This is a genomic window from Paenibacillus sp. 7541, assembly GCF_002276395.1.
In the GTDB taxonomy this organism is placed as follows: domain Bacteria; phylum Bacillota; class Bacilli; order Paenibacillales; family Paenibacillaceae; genus Paenibacillus_AQ; species Paenibacillus_AQ campinasensis.
Genome location: NZ_NQLZ01000007.1, coordinates 44537 through 63969, shown reverse-complemented (window position 1 = coordinate 63969; position 19433 = coordinate 44537). Strand labels below are relative to the sequence as shown.

Sequence of the window (19433 nt, the reverse complement as noted above, 5' to 3'; positions counted from 1 at the left end):
CCGGGGGATTTTGTTTACTCACTGGGGCTGTGATGAACACAGACAGAATTCCCAGCAGCAGTCGTGCGCTGAAATTGTCAAAATAACGATCACCTTCATTTTAAACACCGCCCCTCGTTCAATGTAACGTGCAAATGCAACTGTGCTTAGAAAAGCGAGTATGCCGATCAGCAGGATGATGCCCCCCCTGATTGAAAAGGATAAGTATTAAGATGTCGGTTGCCCGATGTTAATCCTCCGTTAAAAATCATTAGTCATTATTTAAGATATTAGGACTTGATTTAGCAAATCCGGCTAACCCCTCCGCGATCCAATCCAGTGAATCATATCAAAAGAATGGTCAATAGTCCTCGGCGCATCTCTCGATTATGATGCAGACGTGGACAAGCTCACGGCGATGGCTAGGGCCAGCAAGAGAGCTGATCGTCCATCTGAACACATAAAGTCGCACATCGCAGGCTTAGGCTGAAAAAAGGGGGAATGCCGATTTTGGAACAGCGGATCGAGCGCGTGGAATCGTTAACCCATCATCGTACGAAGAAGACGATACGCTGGCGAAGGCAGGCCATGCACATGCGAAGGAACTGGCAGCTGTACGTGCTGTTCGCTCCGGTACTGCTGTACTTCATTGTCTTTCATTATGTGCCGATGTATGGCGTGCAGATTGCATTCAGAGACTTCATTGCGACCAAAGGCATCTTGGACAGCCCGTGGGTGGGGCTCAAGCATTTTGAACGTTTTTTTGACAGCTATTATTTCTGGCGGATTCTTCGCAACACGCTGGGCATCGGATTGTACGAGCTGGCCGTCGGGTTTCCGATCCCGATTATTCTGGCGCTGATGATCAATGAGGTGCGAAACAGCAAGTTTCGGAGAATGGTGCAGACGGTGACGTATGCTCCGCATTTTCTGTCCACGGTTGTAATGGTCGGTATGATTATGATGTTTCTGTCGCCGGTCAGCGGCCTGGTGAATCAGGTAATCGCCGCTTTCGGCGGGGAGCCTATTTCCTTCATGACAGAGCCGTCCTGGTTCAAGAGCATCTATGTCTGGTCCGGCGTGTGGCAGGGCATGGGCTGGAGCTCGATCATCTATTTGGCGGCGCTGGCGGGCATCGATCCCCAACTGCATGAAGCGGCGAAGGTCGACGGGGCCAGCTGGCTGCGGCGTATATGGCATATTAATTTGCCGGGCATCATGCCGACGATTGTTATTTTGCTTATTTTGAATATCGGATCGATTCTTGGCGTCGGGTTTGAGAAGGTGTTTCTAATGCAAAATTCACTGAACATGGAAGCATCTGACGTCATCTCGACCAATGTGTACCGAAGCGGCATTCTTGGGGCGCAGTACAGCTACTCCGCTGCCGTTGGGCTGTTCAACTCGGTTGTCAACTTCATTCTGCTGATCTCGGTGAACCGGATTGCACGCAAGGTCAGCTCAAGCAGCTTATGGTAAGGAGGAATGGACGGATGCCTCAAAGCCGAAGTGAACGGATAGCCAGCGTGGCGATCTATTGTATACTGACGGTGATCACCCTTCTGGTGTTGTATCCTTTATATTTTGTGCTGATTGCTTCCTTCAGCGCGCCGGAGACGGTCATGCGCGGGGAAGTATGGCTGTGGCCCAAGGAGTGGTCGTTTGTCGGTTATGAGCGGCTGTTCGCCAATTCGGAGATTGGACGCGGCTTCCTGAACACCTTGCTGTATACGGCGGCGGGGACGTCTTTAAATCTGGTCATGACAATCGCAGCGGCTTACCCGCTGTCGCGAGCGGATTTCACGGGGCGCGGCGTATTCACCTTGATCATCGTGTTCACGATGTTCTTCAGCGGCGGCATGATTCCGAACTACCTGCTCATCAAGGAACTCGGCATGCTGGATAGTTTCTGGGTGATGATTATCCCGACCGCTGTGTCCGTATGGAACATCCTCATCATGAGGACGTTCTTCCAAAGCTCGATTCCGAAGGAGCTGCAGGAGGCGGCGTTTATTGACGGATGCTCGAATATGCGGGTGCTGCTGCGGATTGTGCTTCCGCTGTCCGGTCCGATTTTGGCGGTGATGGTGCTCTTCTATGCCGTCGGGCACTGGAACTCGTACTTCAATGCCATGATTTACTTGTCGAGTCGCGACAATTATCCGCTTCAGCTGTTCCTGCGGGAGATTCTGGTGCAGGGGCAGATGCAGGAGATGGTGGACATCAGCGACGATTCCCTGGCGCGAAGCCTGATGGATGCGGAGGCGATCAAGTATGCGGCTGTTATTGTAACCAACCTGCCGATGCTGATGCTGTACCCGTTCCTGCAGAAGTATTTTGTGAAAGGTGTCATGATTGGTTCGATTAAAGGTTGACGCATAGATTCATAAAATGAAGAAATATGGGAGGACAACAACAATGTCACGGAAAAAATGGGTTTCGGCCGCGTTAGCGTTAGTACTTGGTACAGGACTTCTGGCAGGCTGCGGCGGCAGCTCGGAGAGCGCGCCGGAGGAGAGCGGCGAACAGCCTAACCTTCTGAACGAGACGGGCATGCCGATTGTGAATGAGCCGATATCGCTCCGCTTCTTCACAGGCAAATCGCCGACCAACGGCAGCAAGTTCGAGGAAACGCTGGTGTGGAAAACCTATAAGGAAATGACCAATATTGATGTGACCTTCGATCTGGTACCGTTTGAGACGCTGACGGAGAAGCGGAATCTGGCACTGGCCGGTGGAGATTATCCCGATGTATTCTACTCGGCCCGGATCGGTTCTTCAGATCTGATGCGCTATGGAGAGCAAGGGGTGTTCATTCCGTTGAACGATCTGATTGATCAATATGCGCCCAACTTCAAGAAGCTGATGGAGGAATATCCGGATATCCGTAAAGGGCTGACGATGCCGGACGGCAACATCTATTCCATGCCATCGTTCTATGATCCGGCGCTGCTGTCAATGCTGGTGGGAACACCGCTGTGGGTGAACCAGGAATGGCTGGACCAGCTTGGGATGAAGGAACCGGAGACGATCGAGGAGTTCTACCAATATTTGAAGGCGGTAAAAGAAACGGATCTGAACGGCAACGGCGTCCATGATGAGGTTCCGTTCAGCGCAACCGGCATCACCGGACTCATCGATCATTTGAAGGGATCATGGGGACTTGGGACCAGCGGTCTTGGCCATAAATTCGTGGATGTGGACCCGGACACGGGCAAGCTTCGCTTCACGAAGACGCAGCCGGAGTACAAGGAAATGCTGGAGTTTGTCAACAAGCTGTATACCGAGGGTCTGCTGGACAAGGAGATCTTCACCATTGAAGGCGGCGCGCTGAACGCTAAAGGCCAGGAGGGTCTGCTTGGCTCGACCATCGTGCCGAATCCGGAAACGGTGATGGGCCGCACGGAGTATATCGGTCTTGGCGCACTGAAAGGGCCGCATGGCGACCAGTTGTATTCCCATGTGAAGGTGCCGATGGTGCATGTTGGCGCGTTTGCGATCACCGATAAGAACCCGCATCCGGAAGCGACCGTTCGCTGGATGGATTACTTCTATGGGGATGAGGGTGCACAGTTCTACTTCATGGGCAAGGAAGGCGAGACCTTTACTACAACGGCTAACGGCGAGCTGGAGTATGTGGACGAGATCACCAATAACCCGGACGGGCTGACTCAGGATCAGGCGATGGCTAAATACTTCACTTGGCTGGGCGGCAGCTATCCAGGCCTCGTGCGCGAGAACTGGTTCAAGGGCTCCGAGACGCTTCCGAGTGCGATGGAGGCGGCTGCCAAGGCAGAGCCGTATGCCGTTAAGGACATTCTGTACAACTTCAACTTCACGAATGAAGAGAATGAAATTATGTCGTCGATCGGTAAGGATATTCAGGACTACGTGAATGAGATGGAGGCCAAGTTCGTGAACGGCTCCGCTTCCTTCAGCCAGTGGGAAGAATATGTGAACACGATCAACCGGATGGGGCTGGAGGAGTATATGCGCGTATATCAGACGGCATATGATCGTTACCAGGGTGAATAAGATGTAACAGACACTAATACGTCGCAATCAGCCCGCAGCACAGCGGCTCGCGCAAGGATATCCTTGTGTGAGCCGCTTGTTTGCGTTTTACCAGGGAAGAGAGGATTAGATGGTGAAATTTCCCATATGAAATGGTACAATTCAACCAAGCGCTGCAACAGGAGCATCGTTGATAATGATTACAGACGCAGCCGCCTGTTCATTAAAGGGTCAAGCTAAGGAGGCTGGGGTTATATGGAGCCGAGGACCACGTACAAGCGGAGTTTCAAAAAGCGGTTCGGATGGCTATTCAAATCGATAAGAAATTACGGCCATTATTCGAAAACCGAGTTAGCGGTTGCGGTGCTGTTCATCGCGATCCTTGTCGTGTGGGGCATTTTTGTGTTGCGCTGGTTTGTGCTGATTATCATAGCAACGATGAGGCATTTTGGTTTAGTTTAAAATATAGATACTGTGATCAGAACATCATTCATTTAAATTACTTAAAATTATTTAAATGAATAGTAGAAACTTTTATATATTTGCTATATAATTCTCAGTATCGTGGTTAAGCGGTGTAGTGGATGTGGATGTCTGCGCCGTTTCCATTGGTCGATTCACTTGTTATGAAAAAAAATGTATTTCCATGAAAGCATTCATGGTATAATGCATGTAGGTAAGTAAGCTTATAGGAATTATAAGTGAATTGAAGCTTATAAAAATAAAACATGAATATGGATCTTCGGGGTATGGTGAAATTCCTGACCGGCGGTGATGGTTTCGTATGCCAGTTGTTTCTGTCATAAGAAGCCTAAGCCCGCGACTCGCTATGGTTGTGCACTTTTGTGCAGGGAGATTAGCGACTGATTTGGTGAAAATCCAAAGCCGACGGTTAAAGTCCGGATGGGAGAAGATCAAGTTACGGTTTGCATGCGAAGCGGCTTTCTGTCGCCATCATGCAGGCTTATTTGATCAACCCCCGATTGTCGGCCATGTGCCGATGACGGGGGTTTTCTGCTAGTAAGACCTCCGTATTCAGGACAAGGAGACAGCAAGATGGAGAACGCAAGTACAACCGTGCCTGTACAATCGTATAATTCGGGAAGCGGTGAGCAAGTCAAAAGCCAATTTCGGGGAGGATTCTGGCTGGTCGTGCTCGGAGCCGCGCTATGGGGCGCCGATCCGTTATTTCGGGTCATTCTGCTGAATAATCTGACCTCGGCCCAGATCGTTCTGTTGGAGCATGTCATCATTTCTTTTATAGCGATACCGATCATTTGGAAAAATCGCAAGGAATTCAAGCTGCTTGGCTGGCGCCATGTCGGGGCGCTGCTGTTCATCTCATGGGGTGGCTCGGCGCTGGCCACCGTGCTGTTCACCATGGGACTGACCAGCGGCAATCTGAACGCAGTGCTCTTGCTGCAGAAGCTGCAGCCGCTGTTTGCCATCATTCTTGCAGCGCTGCTGCTGAAGGAGAAGCTTCCTCGCCACTTTGCCTGGATGCTGCTGATTGCGCTGACGGGGACCTACATGCTTACTTTCGGCTTTGCGGTGCCGATCGGGCACTGGAATGAATTCGTGCAGGTCGGCAGCCTGCTCTCTCTGGCAGCGGCCGCGCTGTGGGGCGGATCTACCGTGATGGGACGGCTGATGGTTGGCAAGCTGAAGTACGAGACGGTGACTTCACTGCGCTTTGTGCTGGCGCTGCCGCTGCTGCTTGTCATTACGGCGAGCGAGGGAGCCGCATGGAATCTGCCAGCGGTGAACACCGTCGCCTTCGGGGCTGTGGCGCTCAATTTGCTGGGGCAGGCGCTGCTGCCGGGGCTGCTCAGTCTGCTCGTGTACTATAAAGGCTTGACGACAACCAAGGCTTCTGTAGCTACCCTGGCGGAACTGAGCTTTCCGATGGCGGGCGTGCTCATCAACTGGATGGTGTTCGGTGAGGTTGTCACAGGCGCCCAGATGCTTGGGTTCCTGCTGATCTGGGGCGTGCTGTTTGCCATTTCCCTGCAATCCAAGCCTTCCGTTGCGAATTGAATATGAAGATGGGCGGGCCGCGAGACGGATCTCGTGCGCGCCTGTCATGACTGCCGAGCCAATCCGGGTTCCAACCCGGGGGCTCGGCTTTTTGCATGGGGGGCTTTTTTACATAAATCGCCGAAAATTTTGAGGCTCTCTTAACAATCGCTCCTTACACTTGAGAATGATGGATTCCAAGTTGGAACAGGGGGAGCTAATTTTGAAGCACAGGATCATGAAAGTGGTCTCATTATGGATGGCTTTTGAAATCACGTTAGCCTCGCTGTTATCGCCGGGCGCTGTATTGGCAGCGGAGAATAGCCAGACTGCCCAGCAGGAAGGCAGCATACAGTCGCTTCAGCACGGCGCGTTGGCGGCCGATTTCGGGCTTGCCGATCGCGATCTGCCGGAAGCTTACGAAGAAGAGGCTTATGCCGTAACACTGGACGTATATGGCGGACAAGCTCCGTATACGTTCACGGCAGACGGACTGCCATCCGGCTTGTCGATCGCGCCGGACTCGGGCAGCATCACCGGCGTGCCAGCTGCAGGGCAAGAAGGGACGTACCTGATTCGGGTGACCGTCCAGGACCGTGACGTGAACACGGCCCAGTCGGATTATGAGCTGCGCGTGCTTGGCAAGCGTGATCCGATCGCAGCAGACCAGATTGCAATTGAGAAAATAGGTCACTATGCGGTGGGCACATCGAACAAGGACGGCGGCGTTGCCGAAATTATTAAATACAACAAAGATAATCATAAATTTTATCTGGTGAACGGATCGACACAGCCTGCAAGCCTGGAAATTGTGTCGTTGCTGGCCGACGGCACTCCGAAGAAGGACAAGCAGGTGAATGTAGAAGAGCTGGTGAACACAGGCGGGTTCGTCTTTGGCGATTTGACCAGCGTCGATGTCAGCACGGCAACGAAGCAGGTGGCGGTTGCTGTGCAGGAGCAGGATCATACCAAGGCCGGAAAGGTGCTTGTCCTCGATTACGAGGGCAATCTGATCACTTCGTATGAGACAGGCATTCAGCCGGATATGGTTAAGTATACGTCCGACGGACGTTATATTCTGACCGCGGATGAAGGGGAGCCTCGGACAGAGGATGCTCCCGATCCGGAGGGAAGCGTAACGATCATTGATACGATGACAGATGAGATCCATCTGCTCAAATTCGACGATCCGTCGATAATTGACAACGATGTGCATATCCGCGGACCGGTGGAAGCAGACGGAATGATCCGAAGCAAAGGCACGAAAGCCGATGCCAGATTCGATCTGGAGCCGGAGTTCATTGCCTTGTCCGAGGATGAAGGGACGGCTTATGTATCTCTTCAGGAGAACAATGCCATTGCGATCGTCGATATCGCCGGAAAGTCGATTACGGCGGTGCGCGGGCTCGGTTATAAGGATTTCAGCCAGCCGGGCAATGAGCTGGATCTGCTGAGAGATGGAGCTATCAAGCTGGAAAATGCGCCATTTTACGGCATCTATATGCCAGATGGCATCGCTTCGTACAGCGTGGGCGGTCAGCAGTATATTCTGTCCGCGAACGAAGGGGATGCCACCGGATGGGATGATCGCTCCAATGAGAGCGACATCGGCGAGATGAAAGCCGCTTTGTCGCCTTCCTCGTCGGCAGCGCAGTTCCTGGCCGATAAAGGCAGCACTTACGACAAGGTTGAAGTCGCGAGCGATATGGGTCATGACGGCTTGTATCTGTACGGGGCGCGTTCGTTCTCGATCTGGAATGCCGCGGATATGTCTCAGGTGTATGACAGCGGCAGTGATTTTGAGCGAATAACGGCCGAGCGTCTTCCGCGTTATTTCAACGCCAGCAATGACAAGCCTGAGATGGACAACCGAAGCACGAAGAAGGGGCCGGAGCCGGAATATGTTGAGGTAGGCAAGGTCGGTCAGAAAGTGCTGGCCTTCATCGGCCTGGAGCGCATTGGCGGCGTCATGACGTATGATGTGACGGATCCGTACAGCCCGGTCTTCCTGAATTATACGAATACGCGCGACTTTGAAGCCGGACTTGGATCCGATTCGGCGCCAGAGGGACTGGATTTTATTCCGGCTTCGGACAGCCCGACAGGGCGGCCGCTGCTGCTCGTTGCGAATGAAGTAAGCGGCACGGTGGCGGTTCTTGAGCTCAAGGTGACGAAAATCACCGTAGACAGAACATCCTTGGAGCTTTCCCCGGGCGGGCAGCCGGTGCAGCTTGTGGCTGAGGTTGAGGCTGCTGGCGGCGCTGTGCCGGGACTGCAGTGGAGATCCTCGGATGCAAGTGTGGCGACAGTAGATGCGAGCGGTGTTGTTACCCCGGTATCGAAAGGGGAAGCTGTCATTACGGTGCTGAGCGACGACGGCTACGGCTCGGCAGAAGTGGCAGTCAAGGTAGCAGACGGCGCCTCCGAGGAGGGCTGGAAGCTGACGGTTATGCATACGAATGACACGCACGCGCATCTGGGAGATGTGGCAAGACGCGCCACGCTTGTCAACGCGGTGCGCAGCGAAGCCGGAAACAGCCTGCTGCTGGATGCCGGGGATGTGTTCTCGGGCGATCTGTATTTTACGAAATGGTTAGGTCTGGCCGACCTGATGTTCATGAACTATATGGGCTATGATGCAATGACCTTCGGTAACCATGAATTTGACCAGGGGACCAAGGTGCTGGCTGATTTTGTCCGCCAGGCGAAATTCCCGATGGTCAGCTCCAATGTAGATCTGAGCAAGGACAAGGACATTTCCAATCTGATCAAGGCGCCGGCGGCAATCGACGTTTCGAAGCCGAAAACAGCCGATCTCGCGGGCGTGTATCCATATGTTACGCTGCTGGTGGACGGCAAGAAGGTGGGCGTATTCGGTCTGACGACTGAAGATACGAAGGAAACCTCCAGTCCAGGCAAAGACGTTGACTTCCGCGATGCGGTGGAAGCTGCGCGGGAGACTGTGGCGGCGATGGAGGCTGAAGGTATTAACATCATCATCGGGCTGACGCATATCGGCTATGCCAGAGACAAGGAAATTGCCGAGAAGGTGGAAGGCATCGACCTTATCGTTGGCGGCCATACGCACACGACGTTATCGAAGCCGGAGGTGGTGATTGATGAGGAGCATCAGACACCTACGGTCATTGTGCAGGCGAACGAATGGGGCAAATTCCTCGGACGGGTGGATTTGCGCTTCAACGAGGAAGGCGTTGTGTTAACGGAAGAAGGCCAGCTCAGCGGGGAGTTGCTGGTGGTTGACGAGACCGTTCCGGAGGACCCGGAGGCCACAAGAATGCTGGAGCCGTATAAAGCTGAACTCGAAGAGCTGATGAAGCAGGTGATCGGCATTGCAGCGGTTCCGCTCGACGGGCAGCGGGAGCATGTGCGCGCCAGGGAGACGAACCTCGGCAATCTGATTGCAGACGGCATGCTGGCCAAAGCTAAGGAAATCAAAAACGCCGATATTGCCATTATGAACGGCGGGGGGATTCGCGCCTCCATCGATGAAGGCGAGATTACGATGGGCGAGCTGCGCACGGTTATGCCGTTTGGCAACACACTGTTCGTGCTGGACGTCACAGGGCAACAGCTTAAGGACGGGCTGGAGAACGGGGTCAGCGGCGCCAAGCTGGCGGATCTGCCGGGGAAATTCCCGCAAATTGCCGGCATGAAATTCAAGTGGGACCCGAATGCCCCGGCTGGCGATAAGGTCTACGATATCCAGATTCAAAAAGGCAACGCTTATGTACCTCTAGTCCTGACGGAAGTTTACCGTCTGGCCACGAACAGCTTCGTTGCCAACGGCGGAGACGGCTACGCCTCCTTCGCCGCAGCGATTGCCGAAGGGAAATATAACGAAGATTTGGGCTATCCGGATTACGAAATCTTCATGGAGCATGTCAGCCGACTTGGCGGCACCGTGTCACCGACGGTGGAAGGGCGGATTGTGGAGCAGAAGAAGCCGGCCGATAACGGCGGTCCGTCCCCTGGCCCTGGTACGGGCGGCTCCGGCGGTACAGGCGGATCGGGAGGTTCCGGCGGCGGAAGCGCAACGCCTCCATCCTCGCAGCCGGCCCCTCCATCGGCAGGGAATGAGCCATCTGGCGAAGCGAATGTGCTAAGCGGCGAGGATCTGCTCGTGACGGCGCAGACGGATGCTTCGGGCACATCAACAGATCAGGTGCGGATACAGGATGAAGCTCTGAGGCGTGCGGTGGAAAGTGTGGCAAGCCGCCAGCAGAAGGAGCTGATCGTGAGCGCCGCTGAATTGAATCGCGCGGCCGATATTTACATCCCGGTAGCCCGGCTGGCCGAAGCTCTGGAGCTGGCGGAAGAGACGGCGCTTGTTGTAGAGACCGGGCTGGCCTCCTACCGCATCCCGCTGGCCACGCTTCCTCTTGATTCACAGTCTGGCGGAAGCGAAGGACTTCACCTGAAGGTGTCTGTAGGACCGGCAGGGTCTGTCACAGCGGCTGCTGTGGCGGACAAGGCGGCGTTCATCGGCGCATCGGTACTGACAGACGGTGTATTTCAATTCAGCGTTGCGATTGGAGAAGAAGGGAAGGAGCAGCCGCTTGACAGCTTCGGCAAGGCGGTTGCCAGCCGGATCATTCCGCTTCCTTCCGGTGTGAGCGGAAGCGGCATCATCGCAGCGCTGTACGATCCGGAGACCGACAGCTTCCGGTTTGTGCCTTCGTCAAGGGTGACGGTCAGCGGGAAGCCGGCGGTGGAGATCAGACACGCAGCGGCTTCGGGTGTGTATGTTCTGCTGCGGCACACGCAATCCTTCGCCGACACGAACGGTCACTGGGCACAAAAGGAGATCGAGCTTCTGGCATCAAGGCTGCTTGTCAGCGGCATGAGCGACGAGACTTTTGTCCCGGGAAGGGAAATGACAAGAGCCGAGTTTACAGCGCTTCTGATCCACGGATTGGGGCTTGCCCCTTCCAAGAGCAGCGCAGGATTCACCGATGTGCGCAGCAGTGACCGCTTCGCCGGTGAAATTGCGGCGGCCGTACAATACGGCATCGTACAAGGCGGCGCAGGAGGCGCATTCGCCCCGAACTCGGGTCTAACGAGAGCGGAGATGGCGGTTATGGCCGCCCGGGCGATTCGTGTCATGGAGGAAGCGGCGGCTGACACCGGCATAGATACAAACGGTGCACTGAGCCGTTTCCGTGATCAGGGACTCATACCGATATGGGCTGCCTCTGACGTCGGCTACCTTGCAGGGCTTGGCATCCTTCAGGGCGACCAGCGAAGCGAATTTGGATCCTTCGACAAGGTGACGCGAGCACAGGGCGTGCTGGTCCTCCATCGGACGCTGAAATTGCTAGACTTTCTGGAGTAGAGAACAAGAAAGAACAAAGAGAAAATAAAGAGAAGCCTGTGATAGGAGCGGGAGGTTTCAGTGAACCGAGTTGATCGCTGAACGGACCGGGACAGGGTGGATATCCCTGCCCCGGTCCCCATTTATTTCGTCAATGTCATCCTAAAATTTAGAAGATTAGATGTGACACGAGGATTTACATGCAAAGCTATTAAATTTATAGTTAATAGGTAGCCACATAAATTGATAGGGAGGATTTATATTCATGAATGTATTCAAGCGTCCACTGTGCAAACTTCTGATTGCTGCGCTATTGGTCGTTGGCCTGCTGCCGGCGGGTACGGGAAGTGTTTTTGCAGCAGAAGGAGAAGCCCAAGGTTTTGAACTTCGTATCTTACATACTAACGACACCCATGCTCACTTGGACAATGTAGCCCGCCGGGTTACTGCGGTGAACGAAGCAAGGAATGACAGCACGCTGCTGCTCGATGCCGGGGATGTATTTTCCGGAACCTTGTACTTCAATCAATATAATGGACTTGCTGATCTTTACTTTATGAATTTGATGAAATACGATGCCATGACTTTCGGCAATCATGAATTTGACCGCGGGCCGGAGGTGCTGGCTGAATTCGTGAAGGAAGCGAAGTTCCCGTTCGTCAGCTCGAACGTTGATTTTAGCGCCGAGCCTGCCTTGAACGGATTCACTAATGAAGAGATCGGTACTCCAGGCAATGCCGGTGAAATCTACCCTGCCCTGATCAAGGAAGTGAAAGGCGAGAAGGTAGGGATCATCGGTCTGACAACACCGGAAACAGCTGTACTGGCCTCCCCGGGAGACCATATCAAATTCGAATATGAAGTGGAAGCGGCTCAGAAACAGGTGAATGCGCTTGAAGCAGCCGGGGTTAACAAAATCATCGCAGTGACTCACCTCGGATATGCTGAAGACCGCAAGCTTGCCAAAGCGGTGAAAGGCCTGGACGTTATCGTTGGCGGCCACTCCCATACGAAGCTTGATCAGGCGGAAGTGTTTCATGCGGATGCTGAACCTACTCTGATCGTACAGACAGGTGAATACAACGTCAATTTGGGACAACTGGATGTGACGTTTGACGAGAATGGTGTTTTGACGGATTGGGACTATAAGCTGATCAATCTTGATGCCAAGGACGATGAAGGCAATTTCCTCATCCAAGGCGATGCTGCTGCTGAAGCAAAGGTTCAGGAGTATGCAGCGGCACTGGAAGAATTGAAGAAAACCGTGGTGGCCAGCTCTGAGGTTGAGCTGGACGGAGAGCGCAGCAATGTCCGTACACAGGAAACGAATCTCGGCAATCTGATCGCGGACGGCATGCGCGCCAAAGTGATGAGCCTCGTGCAGGAAGACGATGTCAAAGGGTACGTGACCATTCAGAACGCTGGAGGTATCCGTGCTTCGATTCCAGCCGGGGATATTACGCTGGGGCATCTGTTGACGACAATGCCGTTTGCGAATAATTTGTCGGCGCTGAAAATGACAGGTGCAGAGATCGCCGCTGCTCTGGAGAACGGTATTAGCGGTGTGGAAAACGGGGAAGGACGCTTCCCGCAAGTATCGGGCATGCGCTTCTACTATGATTCCACGAAGCAGGGCGAACAGATTGACGCCGTTAGCGGCAGCGTAACGCAGCAAGGCGAGCGCATCGTGAAAGTTCAAATCCAGAATGCGGACGGCACTTATACAGATATGGAGCCTAACGCATATTATATTGTGGCTACCAACTCCTACATGGCCGATGGCGGGGACTTCTACAGAGCGATGAAGCAAGCGAAGGACGCTGACCGTTTCTATGAGCTGAATATTGTAGACTATGAAATCTTCCGCGAGTATCTGGAGCAGCTTGATGTTGTGGATGCGGCTGTGGAAGGACGCAGTATTGACCTGAAGGGAGCTGCGCTTCCTGGGGAAGCTGGCGGCGCAACGGATGGCGCAGCGGGAGAAAGCGTCTTTAAAGACCTTGTGAATGACAAGGATGCTGACGCTATCCAGGCCGCTGCCGACGCAGGCTTGGTCAACGGTTATCAGGATGGCACATTCCGTCCGGACCAGGCTGTCACCCGTGCTGAATTTGCGGTGCTGGTCAGCCGTGCGTTCGACATCGCCGGATCGGCAGCATCCGCAGGCTATGCGGATGAGAGCAGCATTCCAGCCTGGGCGCTGCCTGCCGTAGCGTCCTTGAAGGAAGCTGGCTTGCTGGAGACGCTGGCTGGATCGTCCTTCGGTCCGAAGCAAACGTTGACAGCGGCTGAAGCTGCGGCGATTATCGCTGCGGCGGCGGGCGATGAAGCAGCTGCCGCACCGGCAGGCGATGGCGCTGTAACCCGCAGAGACGTGGTGTTGATGCTGGTCTCTGCAATTCAATAAACCGAAACGCTCAGCGATTCATGAATTCATCCTGCATCTGTGTCAGATGCAGGATGTTTTTATGAGCTCGATTCTGTTGCGGCTGATAGGCAGGGGCCCAATATGGATGCAGTTGACAATCGATGGGAAATCCAATATCATTCACCTATCTGATAGGTGGAAAGGATGGCGAGAATGAACCGAAAAATACAGAAGCGGCATGTTCATGAACTGGTTGCCGAAGAGATTCAGAAATACATTGAAGAGAAAAACTTGCAGGAAGGCGATAAGCTTCCGTCTGTGGAGGAACTGACCCAGCTATTCGGTGTCGGACGCTCCTCCCTTCGTGAAGCGCTGCGCTATCTGGAAGCGATGGATATTGTTCAGGTGGTGAACGGCAAGGGGATTTATGTGAAGGATATCGGCTCCTTCCGTTACAGCGGCACGGTGAAAATCGACAACGAGAAGAAATTTCTGCTGTATGTGCTCGATGTTCGCCGGGCACTGGAAGGCAAGGCAGTTGAACTGGCCGCCCGCAACATTGACAGTGACATGATTGACAAGATGCGCGCTTGCCTGGAGGAATACGATGACTTCAAGAGCAGAGGGCTGAATACGGCGGCAATTGATTATGAATTTCATCAATTAATATATGAAGCTGCAGCCAATCCTCTCTTGAACAGCGTGTTCGAGTCGATCTCCGAGCTGTACGGCAAATTTTTCTCCGGTCCATTCGGCGTAAAGGAGCTGTTTGACGACACCTACCCTTTTCACCGCACGTTGTTCGAAGGATTGGTCAACCATGATGCGGAGCATGCGCTGCGGGAGTTCCATAAAATGATGGATATCGTAGAAGAAGCGATTCGCAAATATGAGCAGTCCTGATCTCCTTTGTCACTCTTATGTCATTTAACCTAACGCAAACATTCGACAAAATTCAACACGACGAAACATTATCTAACATTCTTGTTGACAATGTAAACGTCGTTCCCTTATATTTAACCTATCATACAGGTAGACAGTATGATACTTCTATCGATACGGGAGGGGTAATATGTGGGGTAAAGACGTGAAGAAATGGGTAATGACGGCGCTTGCCATTGTCTGTATGGTCAGCCTGATTGCGGCCTGCGGCGGCAAAGACCAGGAGCAGAATGCAGGAAGCGGCAGTAACGGCGATAGCGGGGGCGGGGGAGAGCGCATCACACTTCGCATCATTGAAAGTTTGACAAGCCCTGCTCGTACATCCATCTTGCAAGCAAGCATTGATAAATTCATGGCGGATCATCCAAACATAACGGTTGAACTTATCTCTCCGCCGTTCGATCAGGCAGACAACAAAATCCGGACGATGCTGGTAGCCGAGCAGGAGCTGGATATTCTCGAAGTGCGCGATCTGAATGTGGCCGAGTTCGTTAACAACGGTTACGTCACGCCGCTGGGCGAGTACACGGCGCAGTGGAGCGATTTTGCTACGATGACATCCACGGCCCAGTCCGTGGCGACGGTCGGCGACGAGCTCTACTTCATTCCGAACGGCCTTTATCAGCGCCAGATGTTCTATCGCGCAGATTGGCTGGAGGAAGCAGGAATCAAGGTGCCGGAAAGCTATGAAGAGCTGGTAAACGCAGCGATTGCGATTACCGATCCGGCGAAGAACCGTTACGGCTTCTCCTTCCGGGGCGGACCTGGAGCGAACTCGGTCCCTGACACGATGATTCAAACCTACAATGCGGACAACATTGACATAGAAGATTCCATGTTCCTGAAGGATGGGGGTACGATCTACTCCTCCCCTGAGGCGCTGGAAGCACTGGAGCTGTATGTGAAGCTGTACAAGGAAGCTTCGCCGCCGGACTCGGTCACCTGGGGATTCCAGGAGCAGGTGCAGGCATTCACTTCCGGAGTAACGGCATTTATTCTTCAGGACCCGGATGTGATCCAGGTGCTGACGGAGAATATGGACGAAGGCACATGGGCGACTGCGCCGATGCCGACGGGGCCAAGCGGCAAAGCGCTCATCTCGGCTGGCGGAGCTGGCTGGGGCATCACATCATATTCGAAGAACAAAGAGGCGGCGTGGAAGCTGATCGAGTATTTATCCTCACCGGAGGAGAATATTACGCTGTCGAAGAGCCATGGCACGATTCCGATTCATACGTCGGCGGCGGAGGACGAATTTTTCCAGGCTGGCCCGTATAAAACGCTGCTTGATATGACGGATAAACCGGATACGTTCATCAACTTCAAACCGCCGTTCCAATATGCCGCTAACGGGCAGTGGGGAACGGTATCGATGGAATCCGGACAAGCGATGCTGCTCGGCCAAGTATCCATTGAAGATACGCTGAAGCAGTGGGACGAATACTGGACAAAAGCGAAGGCGAATCAAAACTAGTACGCAAGGGCCCGGTGGAATGAGCGGGAACACATGCGCGGCCCGGCTGTTCGGGCCGGCCGCCATGTTCTGACCAAGGTGGTGAATGGGATTGAGAAACCAGCGGATGTTTATATGGCTCAGCCTGCTTCTGACGATGGTATTGCTGGCTGTCTTTACGTTTTATCCTTTTCTGCAAGGTGTAGTCATGGCGTTCCAGAACTATGTGCTCTATGATTTGACGAATGTCCGGTTTATCGGCTTCCGCAACTTCACGGACGCATTCCAGGACGCCAAGTTTATACGGGCGCTGAGCAACAGTGCTTATTGGGTGTTCTTCTCGCTCGTGTTCCAGTTTCTGATCGGTCTGACATTGGCGCTTGTGCTGCGTAAGCCGTTTCGCGGCAGAGGTGTCTATCAGGGGTTCATTTTTTATTCCTGGGCGCTGTCGGGCTTTCTGATCGGTCTGATCTGGAAATGGATGTTCAATTCTCAGATTGGCGTCATCAATGACCTGCTGCTGCGGCTTGGTCTGATCGAAACGCGCATCGGGTTTCTGTCTGATCCGAATTGGGCGATGGTGTCCGTTATCGTGGCGAATGTGTGGTATGGCATCGCATTTTTTGCCATTATGCTGCTGGCGGCGCTTCAATCTGTTCCGCATGATTTGTACGAGGCGGCGGACATGGACGGTGCGGGTGCAGCCCGCAAGCTGTTCAGTGTGACACTGCCCTATATTATGCCAACGATTATTGCAACCACGCTGCTTCGGGCGATCTGGATTTTCAATGATCCGACGATCATCTACGGCCTCACGAACGGAGGACCTGCGGGCACGACGCATATTCTGTCCTCGCTGATGCTGGAGAAAATTATTTACGGTGGCGATTATGGCGCGGCCTCCGCTATCGGCGTCATCATGATTGGCATTTTGCTGCTATACACCTTGTTCTACCTGTTTGTGACGAAATCGGAAAAGGCGGGTGATTTTTAAAATGAAGCTGCGCTCTATTGCTCCGATAGGCCTGAAATTGCTCTTTCTCGGCCTGCATCTGATTGTGATGGTGTTTCCGTTGTACTGGATCTTCATTACGTCGCTGAAGCCGCAGAAGGATATTTTCGCCTTGCCGATCACTTACTGGCCGGAACGCTTTACACTAGATAACTACGTGAACATATTCAGAATATCCAAGTTCCATATTTATATCGCCAACAGTCTGATGATTTCGCTGCTGGCGGCGGCAATCGTGATTGTCATCGCCATTCTGAGCGGTTATGTCATGGCCCGGTTTCAATTCAGAGGCCACCGGCAGATTATGCTTGCCTTTCTGGTTACGCAGATGCTGCCAGGCTTTGTGTCGCTAGCGCCATTGTATTTGATGATGGCCCGTATGGATCTGATTAATACCCGGCTGTCGCTAATCATCATGTATACGGTGATGCTCATTCCGTTCTCGACGATTATGCTGAGGGGATTCTTTCAACGCGTTCCAAGCAGCCTGGAAGAAGCGGCGATGATTGATGGCTGCTCGCGTTTGTCTGCACTGGCGAGAGTCATTATTCCGGTCATGCTGCCGGGGATTGCATCAACCTTTATATTTGCGTTCGTTCAGAACTGGAATGAGCTGTTCATGGCGGTCATGTTCATTGATACCGAAGCGCTTAAGACGCTGCCTGTGGCGATGAACTCCTTCATTATGAAATTTGATGTCGATTGGGGCGCCATGTCGGCCGGAACAGTGCTGTCTGTCATCCCGACAGTCGTTCTGTTTGCTTTCGCGCAGCGGTTTATCGTCGACGGTTTGACACAGGGGGCAGAGAAAGGCTAATGGTCAACATGAATCAGGTATAAATTTCATAGACGGATAGAGGGATATGGATTATGGAGAGAAGCAGCCTTGACGAGCAGCTGCATACGAAGGTTTCTCACGATACAATCGATAGGCAGCATCATGGTGCGGTGAGCATCCCGGTGTATTCAAGCAGCCTGTTTGCGTTTGAAGATCATGCATCGTTCGATCATGCGATGGAGGATGTACTGGCTGCAACGGTATATTCCCGGGGCAACAATCCGACGGTTCAATTTCTGGAGCGGAAAATTGCCCAGCTGGAGCAGGGAGAGAAGGCGCGCTGCTTCGCCTCCGGGATGGCAGCGATCGCAAGCACCCTGCATGCGCTGCTTGGCACAGGCGATCATGTCATTTGTGTCGAGCGGGCGTACGGGCCCACTAGGGAATTTCTTGGCGAGCTGGCGACGCGGTTCGGAATCGAGGTGACGTATGTTGGCGGCAGCCGGCTATCCGATTTCGAGCACGCACTGAAGCCGAACACAAAGGTGATTTATCTGGAGAGCCCGACTTCGGGCCTATTCGAACTTCAGGATCTGGCTGGCGTGGCGAAGCTTGCACGGCAAGCTGGCGTAATCACGATGATCGATAACAGCTGGGCAACCCCGTGCTTTCAGCGGCCGCTTACGATGGGCATTGATCTGGTGCTGCATTCAATGACCAAATATTTCTCCGGACACAGTGACTGCCTCGGAGGTACCGTTGTTGGCGCCGATGCATTGGTCGATACGATCGAGCGCAGAGGCTACATGCTGCTCGGCGGCATCATGACGGCGCATACGGCGTCATTGATGATACGCGGGCTGCGCACGTTGCCGCTGCGGATGGAACGCCATCAGAAGAACGGCCTCGCCGTGGCGTCCTATCTGGAGCAGCATCCGCTGGTGAACCGGGTGAACCACCCGGGCCTTCGCTCACACCCGCAGCATGAGCTGGCGAGCAGGCAGCTGGATGGATTCAGCAGCCTGTTCTCCTTTGAATCCAAGCTGCCAGTGAATGCGATGAAGCGCTGGGCAGATGCGCTGGGCTACTTCCGGATTGGCGTCAGCTGGGGCGGTTACGAAAGCCTGGTCACCGTTGGCACGACCCCGCCAGAGCGCAATACGAGTGGAACGAACCCGTCCATCATCCGGCTATACATCGGACTGGAAGATCCCGAGGCGCTGATCGAGGACATGAACCAGGCCTGGCGGCTTGTCCTGTCCGAGGAAGGTGTTATCGAGGAATTGAATCCTATTCATCCATCATCGTGAGTACAAGTATCCCGTCCTTGGAGGCGGGATTTTTTGTGTGCGGGCTGATAGGATGCAACAACGTCAGGATCAGCCGGAGTGTCCTGATATCTCTACACAACTAATGCGCAGCGCCCTGCGCTTGATTAAAGCTGCATGAGGTCGTCGATCATCAACTTGCGCCGCCATGTCCGAATATTGCAATAAACAAGGCATGATATCACAAAGACGAATCCTTCGATTCCGTGTA

General features: G+C 53.5%; 13 protein-coding genes and 1 riboswitch. Of the genes, 12 read left to right on the top strand and 1 reads right to left on the bottom strand.

What is annotated here, in order from left to right; all coding sequences use genetic code 11:
- Positions 1 to 18 precede the first annotated feature (18 nt).
- Positions 19 to 162, bottom strand: coding sequence for a hypothetical protein (locus CHH75_RS24605; protein ID WP_255222972.1), 144 nt, complete (start codon positions 160 to 162; stop codon positions 19 to 21).
- A 405-nt stretch (positions 163 to 567) separates the two neighbouring features.
- Here CHH75_RS24605 and CHH75_RS05245 point away from each other — a divergent pair, with 405 nt between their 5' ends.
- From CHH75_RS05245 to CHH75_RS05190, 12 genes are all read left to right on the top strand, one after another.
- Positions 568 to 1458: an ABC transporter permease gene (locus CHH75_RS05245; RefSeq protein WP_413773643.1), complete on the top strand. Its 891-nt coding sequence runs from the start codon at positions 568 to 570 to the stop codon at positions 1456 to 1458.
- A gap of 14 nt (positions 1459 to 1472) precedes the next feature.
- Complete coding sequence (locus CHH75_RS05240) at positions 1473 to 2354, top strand: carbohydrate ABC transporter permease (protein ID WP_095265471.1); 882 nt, start codon at positions 1473 to 1475, stop codon at positions 2352 to 2354.
- Positions 2355 to 2397: 43 nt separating this feature from the next.
- Entirely contained in the window at positions 2398 to 4014 is a 1617-nt protein-coding gene (locus CHH75_RS05235; RefSeq protein WP_095265470.1) for an extracellular solute-binding protein, read from the top strand.
- 234 nt (positions 4015 to 4248) lie between these two features.
- Positions 4249 to 4455 (top strand): hypothetical protein, encoded by a 207-nt coding sequence (locus CHH75_RS05230; RefSeq protein WP_095397620.1) that lies wholly within the window; start codon positions 4249 to 4251, stop codon positions 4453 to 4455.
- Between the two features lie 272 nt (positions 4456 to 4727).
- Positions 4728 to 4912: riboswitch (FMN riboswitch) on the top strand.
- 137 nt (positions 4913 to 5049) lie between these two features.
- Positions 5050 to 6030, top strand: coding sequence for a DMT family transporter (locus CHH75_RS05225; RefSeq protein ID WP_095265468.1), 981 nt, complete (start codon positions 5050 to 5052; stop codon positions 6028 to 6030).
- A gap of 202 nt (positions 6031 to 6232) precedes the next feature.
- Entirely contained in the window at positions 6233 to 11362 is a 5130-nt protein-coding gene (locus tag CHH75_RS05220) for a choice-of-anchor I family protein (RefSeq protein ID WP_255222964.1), read from the top strand.
- Positions 11363 to 11606: 244 nt separating this feature from the next.
- The gene (locus CHH75_RS05215; protein WP_095397619.1) at positions 11607 to 13748 is read left to right on the top strand and encodes a 5'-nucleotidase C-terminal domain-containing protein; all 2142 of its coding nucleotides are present in this window, start codon (positions 11607 to 11609) and stop codon (positions 13746 to 13748) included.
- A 174-nt stretch (positions 13749 to 13922) separates the two neighbouring features.
- Complete coding sequence (locus CHH75_RS05210; RefSeq protein WP_095397687.1) at positions 13923 to 14612, top strand: FadR/GntR family transcriptional regulator; 690 nt, start codon at positions 13923 to 13925, stop codon at positions 14610 to 14612.
- Between the two features lie 169 nt (positions 14613 to 14781).
- The gene (locus CHH75_RS05205) at positions 14782 to 16125 is read left to right on the top strand and encodes an ABC transporter substrate-binding protein (protein ID WP_230875861.1); all 1344 of its coding nucleotides are present in this window, start codon (positions 14782 to 14784) and stop codon (positions 16123 to 16125) included.
- Positions 16126 to 16216: 91 nt separating this feature from the next.
- A complete protein-coding gene (locus tag CHH75_RS05200; protein ID WP_255222963.1) occupies positions 16217 to 17098 on the top strand; it encodes a carbohydrate ABC transporter permease in 882 nt (293 codons plus the stop codon).
- Between the two features lies 1 nt (position 17099).
- Positions 17100 to 17933 carry a carbohydrate ABC transporter permease gene (locus CHH75_RS05195; protein ID WP_095397617.1) on the top strand — a complete coding sequence of 278 codons (834 nt, stop codon included), beginning with the start codon at positions 17100 to 17102 and terminating at the stop codon, positions 17931 to 17933.
- Between the two features lie 53 nt (positions 17934 to 17986).
- On the top strand, positions 17987 to 19204 hold the full coding sequence (locus tag CHH75_RS05190) for a trans-sulfuration enzyme family protein (RefSeq protein WP_095397616.1): 1218 nt from the start codon (positions 17987 to 17989) through the stop codon (positions 19202 to 19204).
- The last annotated feature ends 229 nt before the right edge of the window (positions 19205 to 19433 follow it).